This window comes from Mesorhizobium sp. LjNodule214 (assembly GCF_964252735.1).
GTDB lineage: Bacteria > Pseudomonadota > Alphaproteobacteria > Rhizobiales > Rhizobiaceae > Mesorhizobium.
On record NZ_CAXUPE020000002.1, the window covers coordinates 2,064,464 to 2,089,005 of the forward strand.

General features: G+C 58.8%; 21 protein-coding genes and 5 pseudogenes. 15 read left to right on the forward strand and 11 right to left on the reverse strand.

Annotation, left to right across the window (positions count from 1 at the left end; genetic code table 11):
• Positions 1 to 197 precede the first annotated feature (197 nt).
• Together ACSQ3Z_RS23730 and ACSQ3Z_RS23735 are read right to left on the reverse strand one after the other, a co-directional pair.
• Positions 198 to 818 carry a DUF6647 family protein gene (locus tag ACSQ3Z_RS23730; protein ID WP_436173685.1) on the reverse strand — a complete coding sequence of 207 codons (621 nt, stop codon included), beginning with the start codon at positions 816 to 818 and terminating at the stop codon, positions 198 to 200.
• Positions 819 to 1,947: 1,129 nt separating this feature from the next.
• Positions 1,948 to 2,986, reverse strand: a pseudogene (locus tag ACSQ3Z_RS23735) (IS110 family transposase).
• Positions 2,987 to 4,162: 1,176 nt separating this feature from the next.
• Between ACSQ3Z_RS23735 and ACSQ3Z_RS23740 the strand changes: the two are divergent.
• The 4 genes and pseudogenes from ACSQ3Z_RS23740 to ACSQ3Z_RS23755 all read left to right on the forward strand — a co-directional run.
• A pseudogene (locus tag ACSQ3Z_RS23740) lies at positions 4,163 to 4,282 on the forward strand (IS481 family transposase); the annotation flags it as partial.
• A 552-nt stretch (positions 4,283 to 4,834) separates the two neighbouring features.
• Positions 4,835 to 5,824: a methyltransferase gene (locus ACSQ3Z_RS23745; protein ID WP_436173686.1), complete on the forward strand. Its 990-nt coding sequence runs from the start codon at positions 4,835 to 4,837 to the stop codon at positions 5,822 to 5,824.
• Between the two features lie 1,161 nt (positions 5,825 to 6,985).
• Positions 6,986 to 7,894: a LysR family transcriptional regulator gene (locus tag ACSQ3Z_RS23750; protein ID WP_436173687.1), complete on the forward strand. Its 909-nt coding sequence runs from the start codon at positions 6,986 to 6,988 to the stop codon at positions 7,892 to 7,894.
• Positions 7,895 to 8,233: 339 nt separating this feature from the next.
• Positions 8,234 to 8,473 (forward strand): hypothetical protein, encoded by a 240-nt coding sequence (locus ACSQ3Z_RS23755; RefSeq protein WP_436173688.1) that lies wholly within the window; start codon positions 8,234 to 8,236, stop codon positions 8,471 to 8,473.
• Positions 8,474 to 8,657: 184 nt separating this feature from the next.
• Here ACSQ3Z_RS23755 and ACSQ3Z_RS23760 read toward each other — a convergent pair whose 3' ends face one another.
• Both ACSQ3Z_RS23760 and ACSQ3Z_RS23765 read right to left on the reverse strand, forming a co-directional pair.
• Positions 8,658 to 9,329, reverse strand: coding sequence for a zinc ribbon domain-containing protein (locus ACSQ3Z_RS23760; RefSeq protein WP_436173689.1), 672 nt, complete (start codon positions 9,327 to 9,329; stop codon positions 8,658 to 8,660).
• Positions 9,330 to 9,457: 128 nt separating this feature from the next.
• A pseudogene (locus tag ACSQ3Z_RS23765) lies at positions 9,458 to 9,607 on the reverse strand (IS630 family transposase); the annotation flags it as partial.
• A 291-nt stretch (positions 9,608 to 9,898) separates the two neighbouring features.
• Between ACSQ3Z_RS23765 and ACSQ3Z_RS23770 the strand changes: the two are divergent.
• Positions 9,899 to 10,102 (forward strand): hypothetical protein, encoded by a 204-nt coding sequence (locus tag ACSQ3Z_RS23770; RefSeq protein ID WP_436173690.1) that lies wholly within the window; start codon positions 9,899 to 9,901, stop codon positions 10,100 to 10,102.
• 191 nt (positions 10,103 to 10,293) lie between these two features.
• Here the strand turns inward: ACSQ3Z_RS23770 and ACSQ3Z_RS23775 are convergent, their stop codons facing one another.
• From ACSQ3Z_RS23775 to ACSQ3Z_RS23785, 3 genes and pseudogenes are all read right to left on the reverse strand, one after another.
• Entirely contained in the window at positions 10,294 to 10,542 is a 249-nt protein-coding gene (locus tag ACSQ3Z_RS23775) for a hypothetical protein (RefSeq protein WP_436173691.1), read from the reverse strand.
• A 207-nt stretch (positions 10,543 to 10,749) separates the two neighbouring features.
• Complete coding sequence (locus ACSQ3Z_RS23780; protein ID WP_436173692.1) at positions 10,750 to 10,983, reverse strand: diguanylate cyclase domain-containing protein; 234 nt, start codon at positions 10,981 to 10,983, stop codon at positions 10,750 to 10,752.
• A 747-nt stretch (positions 10,984 to 11,730) separates the two neighbouring features.
• Positions 11,731 to 12,221: pseudogene (locus ACSQ3Z_RS23785) on the reverse strand (IS110 family transposase); the annotation flags it as partial.
• Positions 12,222 to 12,880: 659 nt separating this feature from the next.
• Between ACSQ3Z_RS23785 and ACSQ3Z_RS23790 the strand changes: the two are divergent.
• The 9 genes and pseudogenes from ACSQ3Z_RS23790 (at position 12,881) to ACSQ3Z_RS23830 (ending at position 19,391) form a co-directional block, all read left to right on the forward strand.
• Positions 12,881 to 14,719, forward strand: coding sequence for a TPR end-of-group domain-containing protein (locus ACSQ3Z_RS23790; protein WP_436173693.1), 1,839 nt, complete (start codon positions 12,881 to 12,883; stop codon positions 14,717 to 14,719).
• Positions 14,720 to 15,320: 601 nt separating this feature from the next.
• Positions 15,321 to 15,923, forward strand: coding sequence for a hypothetical protein (locus ACSQ3Z_RS23795; RefSeq protein ID WP_436173694.1), 603 nt, complete (start codon positions 15,321 to 15,323; stop codon positions 15,921 to 15,923).
• A 66-nt stretch (positions 15,924 to 15,989) separates the two neighbouring features.
• Positions 15,990 to 16,157 (forward strand): hypothetical protein, encoded by a 168-nt coding sequence (locus ACSQ3Z_RS23800; protein ID WP_436173973.1) that lies wholly within the window; start codon positions 15,990 to 15,992, stop codon positions 16,155 to 16,157.
• Entirely contained in the window at positions 16,106 to 16,324 is a 219-nt protein-coding gene (locus tag ACSQ3Z_RS23805) for an enolase C-terminal domain-like protein (protein WP_436173695.1), read from the forward strand. The genes ACSQ3Z_RS23800 and ACSQ3Z_RS23805 overlap by 52 nt, the downstream gene beginning before the upstream one ends.
• Before the next feature lie 32 nt (positions 16,325 to 16,356).
• Positions 16,357 to 16,722: an ArsR/SmtB family transcription factor gene (locus ACSQ3Z_RS23810; RefSeq protein WP_436173974.1), complete on the forward strand. Its 366-nt coding sequence runs from the start codon at positions 16,357 to 16,359 to the stop codon at positions 16,720 to 16,722.
• Positions 16,719 to 17,252: an SRPBCC family protein gene (locus tag ACSQ3Z_RS23815; protein WP_436173696.1), complete on the forward strand. Its 534-nt coding sequence runs from the start codon at positions 16,719 to 16,721 to the stop codon at positions 17,250 to 17,252. The genes ACSQ3Z_RS23810 and ACSQ3Z_RS23815 overlap by 4 nt, the downstream gene beginning before the upstream one ends.
• Positions 17,253 to 17,462: 210 nt before the next feature.
• Complete coding sequence (locus ACSQ3Z_RS23820) at positions 17,463 to 18,038, forward strand: dihydrofolate reductase family protein (RefSeq protein ID WP_436173697.1); 576 nt, start codon at positions 17,463 to 17,465, stop codon at positions 18,036 to 18,038.
• Between the two features lie 51 nt (positions 18,039 to 18,089).
• A pseudogene (locus tag ACSQ3Z_RS23825) lies at positions 18,090 to 18,203 on the forward strand (thiazole synthase); the annotation flags it as partial.
• Between the two features lie 228 nt (positions 18,204 to 18,431).
• A complete protein-coding gene (locus tag ACSQ3Z_RS23830) occupies positions 18,432 to 19,391 on the forward strand; it encodes a LysR substrate-binding domain-containing protein (RefSeq protein WP_436173698.1) in 960 nt (319 codons plus the stop codon).
• Between the two features lie 119 nt (positions 19,392 to 19,510).
• Here ACSQ3Z_RS23830 and ACSQ3Z_RS23835 read toward each other — a convergent pair whose 3' ends face one another.
• The 4 genes from ACSQ3Z_RS23835 to ACSQ3Z_RS23850 form a co-directional block, all read right to left on the reverse strand.
• Positions 19,511 to 19,792: a hypothetical protein gene (locus ACSQ3Z_RS23835; protein ID WP_436173699.1), complete on the reverse strand. Its 282-nt coding sequence runs from the start codon at positions 19,790 to 19,792 to the stop codon at positions 19,511 to 19,513.
• A 108-nt stretch (positions 19,793 to 19,900) separates the two neighbouring features.
• Positions 19,901 to 20,188, reverse strand: a complete 288-nt coding sequence (locus tag ACSQ3Z_RS23840) for a hypothetical protein (protein ID WP_436173700.1) — start codon at positions 20,186 to 20,188, stop codon at positions 19,901 to 19,903.
• 537 nt (positions 20,189 to 20,725) lie between these two features.
• Positions 20,726 to 20,980, reverse strand: a complete 255-nt coding sequence (locus ACSQ3Z_RS23845) for a DUF982 domain-containing protein (protein ID WP_436173701.1) — start codon at positions 20,978 to 20,980, stop codon at positions 20,726 to 20,728.
• 1,006 nt (positions 20,981 to 21,986) lie between these two features.
• Positions 21,987 to 22,787 (reverse strand): Crp/Fnr family transcriptional regulator, encoded by an 801-nt coding sequence (locus ACSQ3Z_RS23850; RefSeq protein ID WP_436173702.1) that lies wholly within the window; start codon positions 22,785 to 22,787, stop codon positions 21,987 to 21,989.
• A gap of 263 nt (positions 22,788 to 23,050) precedes the next feature.
• Here ACSQ3Z_RS23850 and ACSQ3Z_RS23855 point away from each other — a divergent pair, with 263 nt between their 5' ends.
• Positions 23,051 to 24,502 (forward strand): exopolysaccharide biosynthesis polyprenyl glycosylphosphotransferase, encoded by a 1,452-nt coding sequence (locus ACSQ3Z_RS23855; protein WP_436173703.1) that lies wholly within the window; start codon positions 23,051 to 23,053, stop codon positions 24,500 to 24,502.
• Positions 24,503 to 24,542: the final 40 nt, after the last annotated feature.

The window sequence follows — 24,542 nt, forward strand, 5'->3', positions numbered from 1 at the left end:
CGGACGGATTCGACGATCGGGCCGCACGGCAGGAATTCGTTTTTTTCGGACCTTCAGCTTTTCGGACCGTCAGCCCAATGCCGTCCTTGTTTGGCGGCCCTGGCATGCGGCCGACTGTACTATATGTCGGCGGCGAGCATGGGAGCTTCGCTCGATCTACTCGCTGGGAATTGACGGCCTGGATGCTCCAAGTGGGATCAATAGAGGCAGGTTGTACGGGCCAGTACCGTGAACGGGTCGATTTGGAAATCCGCCTCAAGGCTGCTGCCGAAAAGCTGCAGCCAACGCTCTTGCGCTTCATATGCCGTCTTCTCGCGCTCTTCGGGGCAAGCGAACTTCAATCCGCCGCCGTTCTGGAGATGGTGCACCATTTCGTGCACCAGCACCGAGCGGTCGGCGGCGGTTCCGCCTGTCCATCCGTCGGGCAGGTAGATCGTCCTCGCGTCGTCGTCATAAACTGCCAGGAGATCGGGTTTGTCGTTCGGCCCGAGGTCAGAGGGCACGTCCCGAAACCGCAGGTCCGCCATCCGGGTTTCAGATGCAAATACGATTTTTGCCTGAGCAGATACCTTCGGAAGGCCAAATTCGAACGCGAGCCAATCGGCAATCGCGGTCTGCAAATCCTTCAGGGGCCGATCTGCGCCAGGTCCTGCGAAGGTCGCAGGCGCGACGACGTAGTTGGTTCCCGGTAGTGCGACCGCAGGAGCGGCCTGGCCAGGGACTTCAACTTGCTGCGCGGCGGCACCGATAATAGACAACGGGCTCGTGCCGTTCGCGATCCGGTTCGAAGACCACCACGGACAGGGTGATTTCAGCATCAGTGTTCCTTTCCGGTTTTCAGGCACACTGAGGGTTCCGCACGTCACTGCGCGGTCCCGCGGAATTTCGAACCAACAATTCGTTTTCTTGAACTCTCCCGCATAGAGGTCCCCGCCCCCCCTCGCAAATGAGAAACGCAACTGACGCTATCGCGAGAAAAAAGACCCGATCCAGCTTGATGTACGCACGTCGGAAAAAGGCCGGCATGTGGCCCTCCATCATGAAGCAAGGCCTGAGCATTCAGTGGTCACTCACCGATTGGGCTTGAACACCAGCGTAGTCACGCCTGGCGTCGTCGCCCACCACCCCGGAGGGAAATGCGGTCAGCGTGCAAATATCATTGCGACTTTTACCGGTGCTTCTCCACGAAAGCTTTGCAGGCGGGTGACAACTGCTCGATCATGCTTTGAAGATCGCATTTGCCGATCGGTGTCATTGGGCAAAGCCGTTGTAGTCGCGGTTGCATTCTTTGCCTTGGAAATTTTTGAAAGCTTTTGCCTCGGCGGTTATCGGATTCAAAAGTATTCCAGAGCAAGCTAACGCCAAGCCTAACCACTCATGCCTTCCCATTGCCCCTCCACTTGTTGATCCGCAATTATAAGTACATCAAATTAGAATACTCTAATGGACAGATTTGGGCAAGCCGGTAGCTCGCAGGGTCGAGACCAAGCCGCCTAGCATGGAGCGATCGATCTCGACATTCCGTTCCGCACCTCGATCCTGGTCAATGACCGGTCTGCCACGGGAGCGGCGGCCGGGAAAGTCATCGATGCAATGACCGACCTGATCGGCCGCGGCTAAGTCATCAGTGCCATTGCGTCGACATATTCACAGAGCTAGCTGCATCGGTGATGCGCTTGTTCGCCCTTCGCTGTTCTGGCGCATTGGTCGGGTGCAGTCTTCTGTCCGGCCTGTTCATGCAGCCGTTCGAAGCTGCTGGCCCTGATGGGGTCGGCGAACAAGGTCCCAATCTGCTTTGCAGGCTATGATGCCTCCGACATCGCATGGGTTATCCCTGTTCCCGACCTGACCGGTCTCGCCATCACATCGCGTCGCTCTTACAACCTCATGGAGCCGATTGATCGGCTCGATCTGATTTCTGCTTCAGTGTCTCGTCTTCTGCGCAACTTACGCTGCAAGGTTCGGAGCATGACGCGCTTGATAGGTTTCGCCGCGCGCCATGATAGCCCACACCACGCGGGCCATCTTGTTTGCCATGGCTACGCTCGCCACGCGCGCTGGCTTCCTGGCGAGCAACGCGAGGAGGCGCGGATCCGCAGCCTCGGGCTTATGCCTTGCCCGTCGGATCAGAGAGGTCGCGCCGATCACAAGGAGCTTTCTCAGGTACCGGTCGCCCATCTTGGTGATGTGCCCGAGACGGTCCTTTCCGCCGCTCGAGTTTTGCGAAGGTGTCAGCCCGAGCCAGGCGGCAAACTCTCGACCCGAGCGGAACCGACTCGGATCAGCAACCGAGGCCGCCAACGCAGTGGCACCGATCGGGCCAATGCCAGGTATGGTCGATAGACGCCGTGCCACTTCATTCGTTCTTTGCTGGGCAAGGATCGACCGGTCAATGGTCTGGAGCCGGGCATGGGTGTCGAGCACCTGCTCGCACAGGAGACACAGAATCTGCAGTGCCATTGCCGGTACGTCCAATGTGGATTTCTTCGCGGCTATCTGGCGCGCCAGCCTAAGCGCCCGCTCCAAACCTTCGGGAATATCGATGCCGAACTCGGCCAACAGGCCGCGGATCATATTCACCAGTTGCGTACGCTGCTTGACCAGAAGATTACGGGCGCGGTGAAGCGATAGGGCCGCTTGCTGCTCGGCTGACTTCATCACGACGAAAACGCATGGTCGGGCGTGTCACCGCTTCGCAAATCGCTTCCGCGTCCACCGCATCATTCTTTCCGCGCTTCACATAGGGCTTCACGTAGGACGGTGGCATCAGGCGGACTTCATGGCCGAGCTCCGTCAACTCTCGAGCCCAATGATGCGATGTGCCGCACGCCTCCATGCCGATCAGTGAGGGCGGCAACTTGGTGAAGAACGGCAGAACTTGCGATCGGCGCAGTGCCTTGCGAACGACAACGTCTCCAGACGCGTCGACGGCGTGAACTTGAAAAATGCGCTTGGCCAGATCAAGGCCCACGGTGGTAATCTGCATGGCGGATGGCTCCTTGGCTCGGGTTGCCTGACAGCAAACCCACTGTGGCACTGTGATGCCGGGAGCGGGAGCCATCCACCTCATCTGCTTTCAGGAAGCGGCAAAGCTGGTCGCTACGACCGGGATGCGGCGCAAACCAGACAGTCCCCAGCGTCAAAACGCAAAAACCGCCCCGGTTAGACCGGGACGGTTAGCGTGTTATGACAGAAGTGGTTGCGGGGACAGGATTTGCTCTTAACTTGCGATTCGAACAACGGCACTATCCGCTAGCCATGCTGGTTGCCGGCGACCGCAGCGGACTGTTTCGCGCAACTGCGTAGATTGACAGGCATCTCGCGCGCAGCCCGCGTGCGAATTGTCGGCCTCTTCGGGCCGGTCAAGGTTGAAAAGTACCTAACCAACCCGCGGCTTTCGAGTCGGTCAAACGGTGTCAGCTGTACATCGCATCCGCCAGAGTTTCGGAGGACGTCGCGTTCGCTCGACGAGCGTCCCCGAGAATCCTAGACGGGCTCACTCGGGCCTTTTGCGCTGGCGAAGTCCAAAAACCGTTGAAGCCTGCTAGTCTTCAACAAGGATTTGGGCCGCAGCGGGGAGATGCGTTCGCACAGGTTCAAGCTGGCCGGCGCGATTGCCCTGTTTGGGTGTGATAGCGAACCGCACCGGCCATTGCGGTTGGATTGTGAGCGTCCCCCCGCACCTTTTGCAACGCTTATATTAGAAGTCGCGCAACTAAAGGCCGGGAAGCTAGTTAATCAGCTCTGTAAGATGTCCGATCCTGAGATTTGGAGCAGCCGGCACCAGCGGGCAAGAGGAGCCCCCGCCAACCTTGCCGCTTATTAGGCTTCCAACCCAGGTATAGTCCTCTTCACAAAGGCCCACGGCCGTGAAGTTGCCGATACCAACATACGGGGGGAACGCAGACGTGCCGTGTCCGCCGGTCCAGGAGGCGCGTGGACGGCCGGCGCCCTGCGGTAATCGCGATTGTCATTGTTGACGAAATCGTACCGGGCCAGCTTAGCGGCATGGCCCTGCCTTCCGACGCCGGCATAGTCAAAATGGCCGGCGCCGCTATGAAGGCGACTGCAACGCATGCCTAATTCCACATACCGCGCCAGCTAGGATGTTTGATCCCAGGCTTTGATGGGCATCCTTGTCCTCCGAATCAAGGGATGCGCTATGGGCCAGGTTCTTCATGGGAGCGCCACGACGACAGAGGCGGTCCGTCGAGCGATACAGCATAGTCAAGAGAGCCTGAGGACGCTGGCGAAGCGCTACGGGATCAACCAGAAGACCGTCGGCGGGCCGCAGTCACCGAGCGCAGGTCGGCGTCAAGGATCCAGGCGATGATGCCTGCGTGACTTGAAGCCGGAGCTTTGGCGGTGGGAATGGCCCGCTCATCGCTCCACTGGTCGGCCGGTCCAACCATAGAGCGCACCTCCTCGCCGCTGTCGAAAGCGACCCCCACGATCAGCTAGGGCTTCTCTGACCTTGCAGAATATGGTCGGACTCAGCTCAACCTCTAGCATCAAAGACATCGCTCGCCATCGTCCCCATGCTCGAAGCAGAACCAACGCGATGCCTGCTTAGCGGCGGGCGACGAAAGTGCTTGAAGGCATGCATCCGTTGGCACACTGGGACGCGATGCGGGAATATGAGAGGTTGAAGGCAGTTCCCTTTCGAAGGGCGAAAACCCGGATCATCCCGCCCCGACAGCGTCGCTGGGGTATAGGTGTAGCAGTTTGCTTTGATGATCTTATAATAGGTGGCTGTTGGCACCGCAATTGGACCCTCTGGTCCGGGTCCTCCTTCGAGAGGCGCTCCACAGCTAGAGTTCTTCGAGGGAGAGTCATGACCAATCCGTCGCAACAGATCATGAGACTAGGATTTGGATTCGCGGTGTCACAAGCGCTGCGAGTCGTTGTCGAACTCGGCATCCCCGATCTCCTGGCTACCAGCGAGCAGTCGGTGGATGAGCTGGCGGCTGCCACTCAGTCAAATGCTGACGCGCTTTATCGAGTAATGCGACTTCTCGCGCCTGAAGGGGTCTTTAGGGAATTGCTGCCCCGTCATTTCGAGTTGACGGAGGTGGGCGCGGTGCTGCGCTCCGATCGCCCGGGTCCCCGTGACTTTGTCCGTATGATCAACAGCGAGGCCTATCTTGCCTTCGAGCAGCTCCTGCATTCTGTCCGCACCGGAAAGCCAGCCTTCGACAAGGTGTTCGGGAGCCCAAGGTTTGATTGGCTGTCGGAACACCCGGAGCAGGCTGCCTTGTTTCAGCGTGCCATGGTCGCCTTGGGCCAAGGCAGCAACGAGGCCGTTGCCGATGCTTATGACTTCAAGCCATTCACACGGATCGTCGACGTTGGCGGCGGACATGGCCAGCTTCTCTCGGCAATCCTGGTCCGCAACCCCCATTTGAACGGCATGCTTTTCGATCTGCCTTCGGGCGTCGCGGCAGCGCGCCAGAGTGCCGGGGGCGACCTACCGCGCACCGAATTTTTCGCCGGTGATTTCTTTGAGAGCGTTCCCACCGGAGACGCGTACGTCATCAAGAAGGTCATTCACGACTGGGAGGATGGGCGTGCTGCGGTGATCTTGCGAAATTGCCGCAAGGCAATGCTGCCGAATGGGAAGGTGCTTGTGGCCGAGACGCTCGTGCCGCCGGGTGACGAACCGAACCAGATCAAGGGTATCGACGTGGTCATGCTCGCCATCACTGGCGGCCTTGAGAGAACGCAGGCCCAATATGCAAGGTTGTTCGACGCCGCTGGGCTACGCCTTGAACGAGTGATTCAGACCCGAGGACCCATTTCAATCCTTGAGGCGTCTGCGGCCTAGAAGGCGCGCGCCTGTCGGGGAAGGGTCAACAGTGGCAGGTCGCCTCTGGGCACCATCTTCTCCCAAGAAATGCTTTGTTTCCAAGAAGATACAAGGACTGAGCGGATTTCCATCCACCCCGCTACCCACCTGGAAATTGCCGGTTGCTTGCCGTTTCTTATGAAGATTGGGTTTGATCGCCGTGAGGCACTTTGAGGTAGTCAGGCAGCTTTACTTGCCACTCACTCATCAGGATCAAGGTGCATTCTACCGTCTCCCCATCAGGCTTGACGAGGGCGAGAGTACCCGCTGGCACCGTTGTGTCCCATTGAAAGGCATCTGACATCACCGTGAGCAATTCGCGCTTGTGGGGCGGTGTAAAGGTTGTCCAATTAATTGCCCTTGGTCGCAAACGCTACCATCCCAAGATAGATTCGTTTTCGGTAAAAGTCCGAAACGAAATCGAAGCATGACATTTGGCGTACCAAGCTCTGTTCAAGGACGACCTTATGCCATATGACCACAGCTAGAAGGCGGCAGCGGTCGGCGGGCGAAACAGTGATGGTAATTTCGGCGCGCATATGCCCGACCCGCGCACTAAACGCCCAACAAGAATTCCGCACAAGAGATTTCAAATGTCGGGTTTTCTTTACTAGCGAATCGCTATTGCCGCACCAAAGACGCATTTCCAAGAACAGGTTTTGTATTCTTGGCGACAGTCTCTACCCCTGCTGGTCTTGCACAGACTGTAGACTTGCGCACAATCCGAACCGCAGCTTTTATGCTCGCCGGCGTCCGCTAGAACGCTTTCATCGATGCTGGTATTGGAGGTCACACTACATTGACGAGTATAACCTGGTAGGCCCGATGACGCGGTCATGTCGCTGCATTGTTCGGCGGCAATCGCCGATACATTTACAAGGACAATAAAACCGAAAGAAACTAAGCTTAGAATTGATATGTAGCGCATGGTTGCTCCTTTCAATTAATGAATTAACTGAAGAAAGTGGAATAAATACATTATTCCATCTTTCATTGTCTTTAAACAATCAATGTCGCTTGAAGATACTTCTTCACCCATATATCGACAGGATTAATTATCTCGATGACGGTGCTGCTGTCTTGTGCTATGTTTTGTTCAGCCTGCTGCAAGAATTGCAGCGGTGATGCCGGGCGCTGCCGATGCGTTACCTGAACTCCGCTCACTATATCAATGTGGTGGCCAAGACCGGTTCGATCCGCGCCGCCGCGGAATTGCTCGCCATAACCTCGACGGCGCTCAACCGGCGTATATTGGCGATGGAGGCCGAACTCGGCGTTGCGATTTTCGAGCGACTGCCTCACGGCGTGCGGTTGTCCAGCGCCGGCGAGCTTCTAGTGCATCACATGCGCAACCAGTTATCCGATATGGAGCACGTGAAATCGCAGATTGCAGACCTTGCTGGCGCCCGGCGCGGCCATGTGGCGATCGCCTGCAGCCAGGCGCTATTGCCCTACCATCTGCCGATGCAGATCTCACTCTACCGCAAGGAACATCCGAATGTGACCTTCGGAGTGCACCTGCGCGACCGGGAGGAGGCCGAGCGTGCCTTGGTCGATCACACGGCCGACATCGCCATCGTCTACGAGCCAACCCGGCTGGCTGCTTTCATGACGCTGATGCGGGTGCACCAGCCGGTGCATGCGGTTATGCGGCCCGATCATCCGCTGGCTTCTCACGAGACGGTGCGGTTGCGCGCTTGCCTCGACTATCCAATCGCGCTTCCCACATCAGGTTACGGCGTGCGCTACCTGCTCGACATCGGGGCGCAATCGTCATCGCTGCAGCTGGAGCCGGTGATTCAGTCGGACAGCTTCGAATTCCTGCGCAACCACGCTATCTCGGAGGATATCATCACCTTCCATTTCCCAATTGGCCTGTCCCACCAGACGATGACCGGTGACATGATCTCCCGGCCGCTCGACCCACGCGACGTGCCCGCTGGCATGCTCTATGTCGGCCAACTCAAGGGCCGCACCCTACCGGTGGCCGCTGCCCGTTTCGCCGACCAGCTTTCCGCCTCGCTGGCGCAGCAGTATGACGTGTCGTGATGGCACCTGCCACTCAGCTTGATGCACCTGATATAAGGCTGTCGGGGCAGCTGTCTAGCGTTGCCGGTGTAGGCGCACCCGTCAGGCGCAAAGCGGCAACTGTCCTGTCAATTGTCGGTCCAAGACAAAGCTAACAGCCAGCTAGACGTCTCTCCCCTCCGGTCACTAATGGCTCGCTGCTGTTAACACTCGTAGCAGCGGGCCGTTTTGCAGCCTGCAATTCGAACCCAGATTATTTGCGTATTTGCTAATTTAGTGAAACGGTGCGCGGGGGACATAGGGCAAAGTGGCGCCGATTCTCGAACCGGTTGGTTTTGGGATAGGCTGGGGAAAAAGAGCATGTATTTTCCGCAGTTTTTGGTCGGGATGTCTGCCACGACAGTCGTTGTGGCGATCTGGGCCTACATAGAAGCCAGTTCAATCTGGACCGCGCTCGGCTGGGCAATCCTTGCCATGGTCGTCCTGCAGGTCGGGTACGTCGGCCTGGTCGTTCGCTTGATAGTCAGGCGATCGGAAGCGGAGGACGCGGGGACGGCGTCGGTTGACCGTACGTCCCCGTTGATGTTCCGGGATTTCTAGGGATCTTGTGGCCGACAAGCCGGGAAGAACAAGGTTCGGGTTGATCAGACCACCCCGAAGCCGAAGGGGCGCTGCAAGGCACAGGCCACATCCCCGTTTGGGTCTTAGCCAAGGGCAAAAAGCTGAGTTAGGCGCAGTTCCTCAGCTGGGGCCATTCCTGTCTGCCCAAGTCAGGCGGAACACTTCAAGGTCTAGTGGGTAGGAAGTAGGAAGCTGTCATTTCTAGTCTCGCGGTTCTAGCTGCCCCCCGCGCTCTTGCGTAAATTCCTAAGCTGATGAGTGCGCATAGAATAAGCGTTAGCGCGATTATTCCACGACGTGTATCCCTTTGATAGTGTGGGTCGGCACTGTAGGGAATTGGACGCGCCCTGGGAGCCAACTGCTTTTGTTGGCTAGTACTATGCTTCTCAACATTGGCGGCGCGAATCACCGCCTCGTATTGCGCAAGGCGCGCGTCGCGATCCCGCTTTGACCAGCGCGACATATCGGGCAGCGGTTCAACATAGGAATTTAGATCGCGGCCGCAATAACGGCACACATTGGCGTCGATCTTGATAAATTCAGCGCAGTGCGGGCACTTTTTCAGACCCTCGGACAACTGCTTTCTCTCCAACCCAACGCGGTCAGCTTTCATCAGAAGAGAATGAGGGAGGGCTACAATGAATAAGGCAGCTCCGTAAAACCACACAATACGAAGTCGCGTCCTTTCCCTTGCGCGATACTCGCCGGGATGAGGCCAATCAAAACGGCGATCATTAATACGCCCACGCACCAGCCCCCGCTGCTGTTGTCTGTATGACATGGTTGCTTTATCACAAAGAAGTTTCAGCCACAAAAGTCTTAGACCTGCGGCCATGGGCGATCCGTCGACCTAGACCGTACACTTGAGGGTGCTCGCCGAGCCAACTACCACCGCACTGGCCCCTTCAGTCTGATGCGCCTGGACATAAAGGCTGTCGGGTTGTTGGCTAGCGTTGCCGGCCGCTAGCGGCTGGAATCTAACACTTGGTGCCCTCGTTTGACGGCAGCGTTGATTTTGTCGGGGTTGGAGGTCCAGGTGAAGGGTTTGGGTTGTCGGTTGTGATCAGCGAGGTAGCGGTTGATAGCGGCCTGGAGGTCGACGACGGAGTGGAAGCGCCAGCTCCTGGCCAACTTCTGACAATGCGAGCACGCGCGGGCGCTTCGGCGGCGGTGTAGGACAGCTGCCGGCAGGAATGGATTGGCGCCGGCCCATGCAGGCCCACGGATGCCAGCCGGTAGTGATGCCAGTTCGCTGGCGGGGTGAACCCGTTTTTGCGCCTACGGCAAATAGATGAGCCCGTGTCTCCAATCGATAGAATGAAGCTCATGTGGCCCGATGCTACCTTAAAGGGATGGCAACCCGGTTTTGCGGCCCAAAAAGCCAGTTGGCTTTAGGGGTTAGATATGAGCAAAACGACTCTCTGTGCTATCGCTATCCTGGCGATCAGCGTCGGCTATGCCGGAGCCACGGACCGTAAGGTCCCGCCGGTTTGCACCGCGTCAAGCCCACTCTTCGAGGTCCTGGGTGGCAAGTGTTTTCTCGTCAAAGGTTCGATGATCTATGGCGACATCGCCGATCTTTCCCAGATAATCCACTTGGGCTGGTAGCCAGGGGCACATCGGCGCCAAACGGCAAAGAACGCGCGCTGGCAGGCTTCCCTGGCTCTAGAAGCAAGAAACCCCACCGGGCTTGGTGTCGCCATGGTGGGGTTCGCCTCTCGCGAGGTCTTGAGGCTCAACGGCTTTCACCGTGACGCGCTCGGCGCGGCCGCAAAATCTGTGCGCCGAGATGGAGCTTGCTAGAGCTGCCACCAATCCGAAATGTGAACTGGCAGGCTCGCGTGCTCAATGCCAGCAACCCCTGCATCAGGTAGGTCAACGGTCGCATGGGGAGCAAAATGATCGCCAGGCCCGTCGGGATGATTGGGAGCCGCCGCTGCCAGGGCTGCTAACGCTGTATCGATATCGAAAGCGGCCGGCGGAACATGCTTTTGAGCTTGGCTCGGCAAGGGATCGAGCGCTGGAAAGATTGCTGGCTTACCGGACATGGTTGTCCTCCTAGATACACTCTACCGCACACTGCGGGATTAGTGGTGAGGAGGGGGCGGGGGCGGCCCATGATGGCCCTGCGAACCGCCCGATTTGGCAATCGCCCGTGAATTCAGGCTTGTGCCGAGCAGGAGGAAACCCGCCATCTGCTTCACCGTCGAGGACGAAATTACCACGCCGGCGGAGCGGAGGTTTCTGCCCTACTATCAGGAAATTGCTCGCCCAGGGCACCGTGAGTGGTGGGCAGCCGTTTGCTCTTTGCGCACGTCGCGCAGCAAGACCCCAAACTCTTCCCCACCACCAAGGCGGCCAATTGAGTCCCCTGGGCGGGTCGTATAGACGAGCGCCTTCGCGATCCGAACCAGAGCCTCGTCACCCTTGGAATGTCTGTGCTCGTCATTGATCGAGGAGAAGTGATCTGGATCGATCAGGAGAAGCATGTCGCATTCGCCTTCGTCGCGGCTTCTGTCCATCCTTGCGATAAATTCACCGCGTCAGAATACCTTCCATTCGGGCTGGGGCGTCTTGCCGGAACGGTGGCTTTCCTCGCTACGAGCCGGCGCCGGCGCCCGCCTCCAGGCGGAGGCTCTGGCCAGCTTGGATATTGGAACGCAAGAATCCTTTGGTTAGGCTTTGGAGGACGACAGGTAGCAGCGTCATCGGCAAACACCACCCAGCGCCGCATGGACAGAAGACGGGTGCCACTTCTTCTTTCTAACCGCGCGAGAGACCCGGTGTCGGTAGTGTTTGTGAGTGAGAGCCGAAGGCATCCTATGCCGCGTTCTATTACAGAACAGGCAGCGACGATGTTGCTCGCGATATCCGTGCCCCCGTCGCGGCGGGCGATAAGATGTTCGGCTGTACACCGAAACCGTTCCGCATCTCCAACCGATATGTTGTGCTTTCTGGCAAACTCTTCGCGGTTGCGTTCCCACATTGGAAAACCGCAATACCAGCAGCAGTAGTTTTGTTTTAACGCGGCAGCTCGCCGCAAAGTTTGAATGCACATGCCTTTCCCCTGGTCGGAAATTGATCCGACCGTTAGAGAGCTGGCACAGCATGCTCTTATGTTGAGCCCGACTAACGGGGCATGCCCGAGAACGTGGGCAGGGAAATTTGAAATCAATGGGTGGAAAATGTAAACCCCCGCCCAGGCAACATCTGCCTCACTGGAAATTGAAGTTCCGCAACTGGCGCGCCAGCTTAAGCGCCCGCTCCAAACCTTCGGGAATATCGATGCCGAACTCGGCCAATGGCCGCGGATCATATTCACCAGTTGCGTGCGCTGCTTGACCAGAAGATTACGGGTGCGGTGAAGCGACAGGGCCGCTTGCTGCTCGGCTGACTTCATCACGACGAAACGCATGGTCGGGCGTGTTACCGCTTCGCAAATCGCTTCCGCGTCCACCGCATCATTCTTTCCGCGCTTCACATAGGGCTTCACGTAGGACGGTGGCATCAGGCGGACTTCATGGCCGATCTCCGTCAATTCTCGAGCCCAATGATGCGATGTGCCGCACGCCTCCATGCCGATCAGGCAGGGCGGCAACTTGGTGAAGAACGGCAGAACTTGGGATCGGCGCAGTGCCTTGCGCACAACAACGTCTCCAGACGCGTCGACGGCGTGAACTTGAAAAATGCGCTTGGCCAGATCAAGGCCCACGGTGGCAATCTGCATGGCGGATGGCTCCTTGGCTCGGGTTGCCTGACAGCAAACCCACGGTGGCACTGTGATGCCGGGAGCGGGAGCCATCCACCTCATCTGCTTTCAGGATGCTGCAAAGCAGATCTCTACGGCCGACATGCGGCGCAAAGCTGCCGACGGCGCGATACGAAACAAGCGCCCACCTCGGGTTAAGTTCCGCTCAATTGCACGCCATTGCCGCCGACTACCGAGCATATCGCTCAAACGACTTTCGAAGCCGATACTGTTGAGCTAGGTCTATCAGGTCTCATCACGAGAAGGAGAAAATTGACCAGCGTGCCCAAAACCACTCGCCCAAAAGACAGCGATTTACTCGACAAAGCTCGATTAAGACTCGATGAATCTAGCACAAGCCACTGATCTTTAAAAAATTGGTCGGCACGGAGGCTGTGCTCAAGTTGTTGATTTAATTGATTATTTCGTGGGCTTGAATCAGAAATCTTCCCCATCGTTCCGTATGGTTCTGCGACCTGCCGCGCAGTCGAATTTCGCTACGATATGCTTCCTTAACGCCAATTCGGATTCCAGGCATCCGAACAAGGGCTCGCTCACGCCGTTTCTTAGGCTAAGATTGTTCCAACTGGCGGGAGGTCGGTCCCTTGCGAGAAGAGCAACGCAGGCTAGCGGCGATCTTGGCTGCCGACGTGGCAGGTTACTCGCGGCTGATGGCGGCCGACGAGTCGGGAACGCTGGGACGGCTGAGGCGGCTCCGAGCTGAGGTGTTCGAGCCCAAAATCGCCCGGTTCCACGGACGCATCGTCGGCTCGGCCGGGGACAGCCTGCTGATCGAGTTTGGGAGCGCGGTTAACGCCGTGCAGTGTGCGATCGAGCTGCAGCGCGAGCTGGGCGGCGAGAACGCCGGGCTCCCCGAAAACCGGCGTATGGCGTTCCGTATGGGCGTAAACCTCGGCGACGTGATCGTCGAAGACGACACGATATACGGAGACGGTGTGAACATCGCGGCAAGGCTTGAAAAGCTCGCGGAGCCTGGCGGCGTTTGCATCGGGCGCGCCATTTACGATCAAGTAAAAGGCAAACTCGAATACGTCTATACGGATATCGGCGAGCAACGGGTTCACAACATTGCGGAGCCGGTACGCGCTTACCGTGTCATGTCCATTGAGCAATCCCCCACCAGCTCGTCCGTGCCGTCGGCCAAGGATGCGCTTCCGTTCCGCAACCGACCATCGATCGCCGTGCTGCCTTTCACCAACATGAGCGGTGACCCAGAGCAGGAATACTTCTCTGACGGCATCACCGAGGACATCATTACGGACCTCAGCAAGGTCGGGGCGCTGGCAGTCACCGCGCGCAACACGACCTTTGCCCTCAAAGGCAAGTCGATGGACGTCAGCGAAGCGGCGCGGCAATTGCGCGTCTCGCATGTGCTGGAAGGGAGCGTACGCAAGGCGGGTAGTCGCGTTCGCATCACCGCGCAGCTGATCGACGGGATGAGTGGGCATCATGTGTGGGCCGAGCGCTACGACCGTGATCTCAACGACATATTTGCGCTCCAAGACGAGATCGCGCGGGCCATCGTCGATGCCCTGAAGATCCGGCTGATGCCGGCAGAGTATGCTGCCATCGGCAAGCGCACGACCGAGAACGTCGAAGCCTATCAATATTACCTCATGGGACGGCAGCATTTCTTGCGCCTGGGCCGTCGCAATCACCTTTCCGCCCGACGCCTCTACCAGCGGGCGCTCGAGATCGATCCCGAATACGCGCTGGCGCGGGCCGGGCTGGCGCTAGCTGAAGGCATGTTGCTGAGATCCGGAGATCCCAGCGCAAACCTTGTCACCTTGAGCGCCGAGGCGCAGCGCGCGCTGGCCTTGGGCTCGACGCTGGCGGAAGCTCACGTGGCCCACGCGATGGCGCATTTCCAGAAGGAGCAAATCGAGCTCGCAGGCGCCGCCTGCCGACGAGCAATCGCGCTCGATCCCGATCTCTACGAGGCGCACAGGACCTTGGGCGACGTGCTGCGCATGGAGCGCAAGTTTGCAGAGGCCGCGGCCGCCTATGAGAAGGCGGCGAAGGTTGATCGCAACAGCTATGGTGCGATGTGCATGCTCTGGGATTGCCGCAAGACACTGGGCGACGAGGAGGAAGCCGACAGGCTTTCAGGGGAGTTGCTTACCCGCATCGAGAAAGCCATGCAGCTCTATCCGGACGATGGGGCAGCCTATGCCTATGGTTGTTACATCCTCCACAATCTCGGCCTGGGCGAACGTGCCCTCCAGTGGGCCGAGCGCGCGATCACCATCGACCCGGAGGACTATAACAGCCACTACAATGTCGCGTGTTTCCTGGCGGCGATCGGCGCCGTCGAAAAGGCGATCGACACTCTGGAGCACTGCGTGCTGCAGCTTGGATTGCAGCAAGTTCACTGGATGGCGCAGGACGTGGATATGAATCCTCTGCGCGATCATCCGCGCTATCGGGCGCTGATCGAGCGCCTGGAGGTCAGTTAGGCGAAGGCAGAAGGCCAATCAGGAAGCGGAACCGAAGGACGGCCTTCCGGAGCTTAGAGCCATTTCCCGCTCGGGACTGCGAGACGGCTTGGGTCATGACTTCCGATTCCGAAAGGCCGCGTCGCGTCGGTCGGTGACGCCGCGCCGTGGAGCGACGCAAGCCGCATGCTGCCCGGCTTCTGGGCAATCTTCACCGACTGATTACGCCCGACACCTTTTGACCCGCTGCGATGTCTCCCCGCGCCTTCCTGGGAGATTCGGCTCCCGTCACGTCAAAAGGCCTGTTGAGCCATTCAGGCTCTCGAGGCGGGTATAGAAGAAGCCTTACCACCAGCGCCCCATGGGCTTTCTACAAAGACCTCAAGGGGTTCGAGTCCAAAGTGGCTAGAAAATACAATAAAATCAAATGCTTAAATTGTTGGTGGGCCCGGAGGACGTATTCAGATCATTGATTTGTTTGAGTTTTTCGTGGGCCAAAATCAGAAATCTTCCCGTATCGTTCCGTATGGTTCCGCGCATGATCAGACTGGTCCGGCGGACGATACGTTCAGATAGACGTGGGAGAACAGGGCCCGGGCGCCGCCAGGGGCGGGTTCACTTCTTGCCCGCCGTCGTCTGCTCGAGGAGGCTGGCAACCGCCTCCAATCGGAGTCGTAAACAGCGTGGCTGCCTAGCACCTCGACGGTCGTCGCCTTGGCAGCTGGACGCCGGCATCTCCGGTTACGGCGCGGCGAGCCCCGATGCGGGCGCGGCCGCGATCGTCGGGCTGATCTCGGAACTGAAGTCGGAGCTTAGCGGTCAGGATCCACGCAACGTCGAATATTGCTGGGACAAGATCCGGCGCGACAATGTGTTCTCCCGCGCCCAGGCCGGCGCCTTTCTCATTGCCCTGACCGGGCTCGAGATGGCGCTGTGGGAGGTAGCGCCGAAGGCTGCTGGCCAGCCGCTCTATCGCATGTTCGGCGGCAAGTTCGGCGACCGCATCAGGCTCTATGCCGATTACGGCGACGGCGATGAGGAAACCGGTTCGCCGCAAGATGTGCGGCGCGCGCCGCATGATGGAAGAGGGCTTACGGCTAAATTTCGACATCGACGATTTGCGTCATCCGGCAAAGTTCGACGCGGTAAACCACACCATCAACGGCGCGGAACTGCGCTTCATGGTGGAACGCGTGGCGGCGGTGCGCGAGGCGATCGGCCCTGAGGTCGATCCTTGTATCGACCTCATGCGCGCTACGACGTGCTCAGTGCCAGTCGCATTGCGGGGGAGATGGAGCGGTTCAACCTTTTGTGGCTGGAAGACCCTATTCCGGCAGAAAATGTTGAGGCCCTGACGCAGATCCGCATGCGGACCAAGTCCCAGATCTGTATGGTGCCGACGTCATCATGCCCGACGTACCCAAATGCGGCGGTCTCGTGGAAAGCCGCAAGATCGTGAATCTCGCCGGGATGTATTATGTGCCATTCGCGCCCCACCTTGTGTCGACGCCGCTCGGCACAAGCCATGTCTGGCCGGCGGCAAAAATCTCGGGCTGGACCGACAAGCCCAGCGAATACCGGCTCATCGTTTCAGCGCCCCAAAATAATATTCAACCAAACGGTTGACAATCGAAAGCTGTGCATGCATATTCAACCACATGGTTGAATTACTCACATACGAGATGGATCAGGTCTTTCATGCCCTTGGCGATGCGACCCGCCGGCAGATGCTGCGCGAACTCGCCGGTGGCGGGCGCACGGTGAGCCAGCTGGCCGAACCGTTCGCGATGTCGCTGGCAGCGGCTTCCAAGCACATCAAGGTGCTGGAAAATGCCGGACTGATCCGCCGCGAGGTGATAGGGCGCACGCATATTTGCCACCTCGAAGCCGGGCCGCTGGCCAGCGCGCATGAGTGGCTTGGATCCTACTCGCGCTTCTGGACGGGTCGGCTCGACATATTGGAACGATTGCTGCGCGAGGACGACGCACGCAAATCGATGGAAAAGAAGGGAGACGACAAATGAACGACCGACCCGCCGCGAACGCCTATGGCACGCTCACCGAGCCTGCCACCTTGACCGTCGAACGGCTGCTGCCCGGCCCGGCCGGCCGCATCTGGAACTACATCGCCGACAGCGAATTGCGCCGCCAGTGGCTGGCGGCCGGCCCGATGGGCACTTCGGCCGGCGCCGCCTTCGAGTTCACCTGGCGCAATGACGAACTGACCGAGCCGGCCGGCGAGCGCCCGCCGGGATTCCCAGCCGTGCACAGCATGCCGGGTGAGATTATCGAGATCGACCCCCCGCACCGCCTCGTCATCACCTGGGGCAGCACCGGCGGCGTCACCTTCGAGCTGACCCCGCAAGGCAATGACGTGCTGCTCACCATTATCCATCGCCGGTTGGGCGACCGTTCGATGATGCTCAATATCGCCCCCGGCTGGCACATCCATCTCGACATTCTCGCCGCCCGCTTACGCGGCGAGCAGCCCGAACCGTTCTGGGACGGCTGGGCGAGACTGAGGCAGGACTACGACCGGCGCCTGCCGGCCTGAACCGAAGGACGCGATCAGACGAACAGGAAGGAGACGAACCGGAACGACCACAAGACTGACCGATAAGACTGCCTGACCGATGACTGAAAGCGAGCGCGTGCTCGCTTGATAACCGCTGCTTTGCCGGCGGCTTCCCAATTCCAGTCCTGAAGATTTCAACCGCCGGCCGTGCGGCCGGACAATCGCGCCTTGAGCGCCAAGGAGAATGCTATGCGTAAATTGATCGCCGCCATGAAGATTTCCGTCGACGGCAAGTCGGAGGGACCGACGGGCATCGCCGACTGGGTGCATGCCTGGTCGGAGGATTATGGGCTGATGGATCAGGTCGATGCCTGTGTGCTCGGCGGCCGCATGTATCCGGGCTACGAGCAATACTGGACCGCGATCCAGGATGCGCCCGACCAGCCGCTGCCGATGACCGGCAAGCTCGCCGCGCGGGAGGAACTGCCCTGGGCGCGCTTTGCCGCCAAGACACCGCACTATGTGCTGTCGAACACACTGAATTCCGCCAACTGGCCGATGACCAAGTTCCTGCGCTCGAACGACGACGTCGCGGCGCTCAAGCGTCAGCCCGGCAAGGACATCTACCTGATGGGCGGCTCAACCATCGTCGACAGCCTGACTGAGGCCGGGCTGGTGGATGAGTTGCGCCTCGTCGTCTATCCGCTGATCGCCGGCGAGGGCAAGGCGCTGTTTTCGACCACCGCGCAGCGCCGCGACCTGGAACTCACGAAGGTCGAGCAGGTGCCGGGCGGGCGGCTCAGTTTGATCTACAAAATCGGCTGAGCGCTCACCCGTCCCTGAACCAAACCAGCATTTCTCCGGCCTATTGGGCCACTCGAAGTGATCGGCAATCACGATACGTTGCAGCCCGATGTCTTCGGAGGCAAGGATCCTTGCCTCGGAAGCTTCGAGGCCTTCCCTTACACTACCGACGATCTTGTCGTTGCCCTTCCTGGCAAAGGCGACGGCGGCGGCCCGCCCTATGCCGCTCAGTCCACCGGTGATCAAAACAACTTGAGTGCTCATGGTTCCAGTCCTTCGACATATGACTTCCGCGCTCGGCGGAAGCCCTGGGGGGTCAGTGGCAGATCGTTTCTGCAGGTTTGAGGTAGGTTCCGCTGGTGCCGTGGAAAAAGACTTTGTAGGTTGGTCTCCATGCCTCCAAGGCATGGGACGATGATGGAACTGAGACATCTTCGTTATTTCGTGGCCGTCGCCGAGGAGGGCAACCTGACGGTTGCGGCCAAGAAGAGGCTGCACACGGCGCAGCCTTCACTCAGCAGCCAGATCCGCGATCTCGAATACGAGGTTGGCGTCCAGTTGCTGAGTCGCAGCGTGCACGGCATCGAATTGACCCCTGCCGGCAAGGCCTTTCTCGACCATGCCCGGCTGACGCTGGCGCAGGCCGATGCTGCGGTGGAAGCGGCGCGAAGAGCTGCCCAACCCGCCCGAAAGACGTTTGCCATCGGCTTCCAGACCGGTCACGAGATGAACTGGCTGCCGCGGGCCATGCATGTGCTGCGCGACGAGTTGAAGAACATCCAGGTCACCATCACGAGAGACTATTCTCCGGAGCTCGCCGAAGCGCTCGTGCACGGCCGGCTCGACGTGGCTTTTTTGCGCGCCGAGCCGACCTTCGATCTCTGTTTCGAAGTCGTGGACCACGAGCCGCTGATCGTCCTGATGCCGAGTGACCATCGCCTCACCAGCCGCGAAGCAATTCACCCGCGGGAATTGGTCGGTGAGATATTCATCGGCGGTTCGAACAAGGCCACGGTGCTGCGAGCCGTGACCGAGGACTATCTGCGCCGCTGTGGGCTCGACATCACACTGCATCATGGCGTGGACAACATGGCGATGGCCATGTCGCTCGTTGCGTCCACCCGTGGGTTGGCGCTCATGCCCGCTTACGCGAAGAATCTGCTGCCGTGGTCCGTCGTCAGCCGTCCGCTGGAGGGTGAAGCGCCAACCATCGATCTGGTGATCGGCTACAGCAAGGCGAACACATCCCCGACCCTGAGGCTATTCCTTTCACGAGTGGACGAACTGATCGCTGGCGTATCGAAAAACCCAGGCCAAGCTGGCGATGGGAGCGAGGGAAGTGTACGCCGAAGGGCGCAGAGGCCCTTTGAATGACCCCAACAGCGTCTCATCACAATTCGAAGGTCCGCTGTCCAGTCTGGACTTGGCTACACGGCAATCTACGAAACCGCCATAGGCGCGATACTGGGTGGCGTTCATAGGTGAGGCTCCTCTCAAGTTGCAATTTTCGCGGCCAAGGCGCTGCCCCAGAGCGATCCCGGGTTGATCCGGTTGGGATAGAGGGCGAGCATCCGGTCGTAGAGATCGCGAGCCGTTGCGGTCTCGCGGTCCACCCGATCGAGATCGCGGATGTATCGGCGCGTCGCGTCGATGTGGCGGGGGCTGCAATCCGGGTCGAGCGGGCCATGACCCACGACGACTGCTTGCGGATTGATCGCGGCGAGCCGGTCGATGGCTGCGAGCCAAGCCTGCCGGCCAGCCCGATCGGACTCCACAAGGAACGGATGCGTTTCGTTGTAAATCGCGTCACCGGCGATCAGGAGGCCAAGCGACGGGATATGCAGCGCGGTCGCCTTGCCGCCGGTTCCGGCATTCGTCCACGGCTACAGCAGTCTGGCGGCTGCCAACAGGGCATTGTGCCGCTTGTCCATTGGCGTCGGTCCGGTATGGGCCGTCTGACCACGAAACTCCACCAGCGCGCCATGTGATGCGTAGCCATGGGTAACGACCCCAAGCTGTACCTTCTCGGCATCGAGGACAGGGGCTTGCGTTGTGAAGGTGTGGACATCAGGCAGCACGCGAAGCAGGAGATCATAAGCGTCAAGACTGTCCAGGCCCAGCGGATTCTGCACGATTTTGGCGGCCGACTTCAGCGAGTCGGCGCCGCACACCGATCGCGCGCTCGCAGCGGCCCGACAGTCTGTTGGGGTAGAACTGCGTGACCGTCGGGCCTTACCGGCATGGGTGGCAAAGCCGGCTAAGCGTCAGTAGTAATATTAGCAATCCCTCAATAAAACCCCAGCGGTGCAGTTTTCCCCAAAATTTAGGGCTATGTCGCTCCCCCAGGCAGGCGCGCAAAGGCGATGTCGCCAGCGGCCAGACACCCTGTTTGCCCGTTAGGCCCGGCGGCCGACCCCAGACCCGACAGCTGGGCCGCTCCGGTGCTCACCAAACTTGGACTCCCCGATGCTAGGTCCATTGTCCGCAGAGACCGGACCATGGTCCCGCTTGCAAAGCGGGCTGCCGACAGCACATCATCTTAGGAGCCGGCTGGCCTCGCAATTCGGTCGGTCAAGGCCCAGCGTGCTTGGCGCCGCCGGCCGCTGGCCCTTGTTTTGCAGTCGTTCGTCCGCACTGCCAACGCCGTAGTAAATCATAGTGCCAGGAAAACCGGCGACCGACGAAGGTGGCCGAGGCGGCACAGGTATTCAGTTTTCGTCTTCAATGCGAGGAAGGAGGCGACCATTCTCTATAGCAGCAATCCGGAAGCACCTCCTGGCCTCTTGCGGTGTCGCTTTGCCGGCCAGGGCGGCGGTGCAAACGCGTGCCGCTCGGTTCCAGTGCGGGCCTCGCTCGGTCCATGTCAGGAGTTCCTGGGACGCAGCTTGTACGTTGCTGACCAGAAGTCGATAACCGGCATTGGTCTTCACCGGGACCTTCGGGGTGAAGGAGAGGATAGACATTAGTAAAGTCTAATGGAACAGGGGAACGTTGGGTAGAAATTTCTGAGCCGAGGTGGGCGCAGACTGCCCGCTTGCCCGACGCTTCTCGCGACGGCTCGCCACAACTGCAGCTCCGCTTGCAGGATTTGTTGCGTATGAGCCATCTGCCAATGAGTTCCGTCAGGGTCGCCGAGCGCCGCGTTCCGCACACATAGTCAATGTCAGTCCGCGTCCGGCGCATCGTAGCCTTCCGCCTTCCGCCTTCCGTCCACGCCGGAGCCGGCCGACCAATGTGTCTTTGCTGAAAATGGATCGCCTGGCGATATTACTGGACATAGTCTATTCTTTGCGCCCCCTCGAGCGGTTCCAAGGCCTTCGTCTGCATCAACTGCGACTCCGGCTTTATGAATTTGAGGTGGCGAAGGCGTCCGCGACGAAATCGCGCGCCGCCGCTTCCTGGACGAGCCCGACTGCTCCCTCTTCCGACAAAAGCGCCGCCACCATGGCTTCGACACGGTTGCTGTGCGGTGGCCGCGACCGTGCGCAGGCGGGTAGATGACCATCACGTCAGCGTAGCCATCCCGAGCCACAACTTCCTGCACTCAATCCGCGATTCTTCAAAGGTAAAGCGCGGCCAACAGATGGAGCTTACCGGACAGTCAACGCATCGACGACGAGACGGGACGATCACTCTGGGTCCGCTGGTGATGGTCAATATCGGCGTGGTCAGGCTGGTCGAGAAGTACTGGGCGCCTACGCGCAGGACGCTGCTGAGGGACAAAGTGGACTAGCGCAGCTGACGGCAGTGCTCAAGCGCGAAACGGCTCGCTGCCTGGCTAGCAGCGAGCCGTACAGATAGGGCCGGAACAGGGGGGGGCATTAAAAGTCTCCGGCCAAGGCATTAAACGATAAGCTGGAAATTTCGTTCCGCGTCGCTCGATTTTGGTTAGTTTCGTACACAATGTGAAGGTGTCACCGCCGCCCGTCAGCGCATCGGGGCCGAACCTATGCCCCGGCTTCACCAGATCTAGCGCCTGGCTGTGGTTGCAATGCGCATCTCCCGGGAGCATGCCATGGAGATGCCCCGAGCAGGTGGGATACGCATCATCGAACGATCAAAGGCGATTTCGCCAAGAGCAACAGACTCTAACGCGGCCCGATTGAGGATCGTCAGCGAGCCGTGGTCGTATTGGGTCAGATGCCGCCGCTCCCATTCTCTCAGGCAACGATTCACTTTCGCTCGAGAAGCCGGGACCATGGCCGCGAGGTCGGTCTGCGAAATGTGAATGCTCCGAGCTCTATCCACGGTAGCCATGCTGTGCGGCCTCCCTGTCAATCGCAAGAGCGTGCTCGCCAATCGAGTGGATAGGGCACTGGCCGCGCTGTGGATCACTCGCTCTTGCGCGTCGTGCGTTGCTTCGCACAAATACGGGATCACCTTTAGTGCGAGATCGGGGTGTTTGTCGAAGACCCTAGCCATGAAAGCTACTTCGATCTGCATCAAGTCGCTGTCCACAACTGAAGCAGCGTTCATGCTACTGCGTCGCGTGATGAACAATCTAGTCAGGTCGAACGTGTCACCGGGACCGAGATCGGAAAAGATAAATTCTCGACCGTCCGAAAGTGGAGCACTAAGCCGAATTTTTCCTTGAATTATGTAGTAAATATAACTTGGTATGTCACCAACGTGAGTAAGAATCTTATTCTTAGGAACCTTTCGTAGGATGGCCACTTTCGCCAGTTCATTAAGAACATCTTGCCCAAATAGCCGAAATAAGCGTATTTTATCGAGCTGTCCGACCCGAACCTCAGCGCTACTCAATGCCATGGCTCTCGCCCCCTTGGTAGGGTAAAGCGCCCCGGTCCCCTAAAGCATTGCCTTGACTACCTGGAACGAGTCCGACTCCGGGCCGTTCTCGCGCAAACGCACTAAGCCAGAAAATATTAGCACATTAGCATATTAGGATACCACCAAAATAGTCCCCCCCTCTGTGCCCGGGGTAACAGCGACATGTGTCTGAGAGAGTTTAAATCAAATTTGACCGACTGGAAGCCGTTGAGAGACACAACAGGATCCGGGGGCTTGTCTCCATGCGGCATGCACCAACCCAAGCGTCGAGTGCGTTCTTAAAGCGGAGCATCGAACCGCTACGGCTTCCTGTGGGAGCAGTTTGCATATTTCTTGCAACTGCTGATTTCCTGCTTGCAGAGACGATACTCCTTGCCTCAAATGAGGTCTATCATAGGCACCTCGGGGTGAGCCCGTCAGATATTTGGGGGACGATTTATCTCAGCGTTACCGCCGGCCTATTGCTCGTCGCATTCATGGCTGCCAGAGGCGCCTATACGGTCAGTGGCATCCTGGACGATCACCGTGTGATCAAAACACTCTTCACCGGGTGGTTGTTCGCTTTCTTTGCAATTCTCTGGCTCGCCTTTCTCACGAAGACCACGTCGACTTTCTCGCGCGGCTCTTTGACTCTGGCGTTTGCTGTCGGATTCCCAATCCTGCTGCCTGGGCACGTGGCTCTGGCGCGTGTGCTGAAACGGCTTCTGGCCGCTGAGAAGCTCGTCTTGCGCACAGCCTATCTGTTTTACGCTGGCGTTCCTGGAATGGAAAAAGGGATAATCAGCAAGCTCGGGCAACAGGGCATCGCGGTTTGCGGTGTTTCGAACATCGAGAACCGCGATGGCACGATCGCAGCACAATCGGTGCATGCCGGCGTCGCAGCTGCGCAGGCTGCTTTCCGTTTTGGTCCATATGAGGCAGTTTATCTGTTTTGCCCGTGGGACCAGCGTAAGTTGATCGAACGCATCCTGGAGGAAATGTGCCGCCTCCCGCTGCCGATCTATCTTTTCGCCGATGCCTACACAGATAAGATTCTGGCCGGATGTCCCCTGCATACCGGCTGGCAGCGAGCCTTCGAAGTCCAGCGCGCGCCTTTGAGACCTGCCGAACGCTTGCTGAAGCGGTTGTTCGACATTGTTCTTGCATCCCTGCTACTGCTGTTCCTGTTTCCGTTGATGGCGGTAGTCGCATGTGCCATAGCGATCGAGAACGGTCGCCCAGTGCTGTTCCAGCAGACGCGGCGGGGATTTTGTGGTAACCCATTCAATATTTACAAGTTCCGATCGATGACCGTGCAGGAGAACGGTAAGGAAATTCGCCAGGCTCAGCGTAATGATAGGCGAGTTACCCGACTTGGCCGTATATTGCGCCGGTCAAACATCGACGAGCTGCCGCAATTGTTCAACGTGCTTCGGGGAGAAATGTCTCTGGTAGGGCCGCGACCCCACGCCGTCGCTCATGACGATACCTATAGTAAGGTTATTGAAAGCTATGCTTATCGCCATCGTGTAAAACCCGGTTTGACAGGCTGGGCTCAGATCAACGGCTTCCGAGGGGAGACGAAGGAGCTGTGGCGGATGGAAAAACGCGTTGAGCATGATCTCTGGTACATAAAGTCCTGGAGCGTGCGGCTCGATCTTAAGATAATTTGGACAACCGCTTTGCTGTTGCTTTCGGATCGTGATGTCTATTGATGTATAGCATCTTCTCAGGGCTCTCCATGGTTCGATGCGA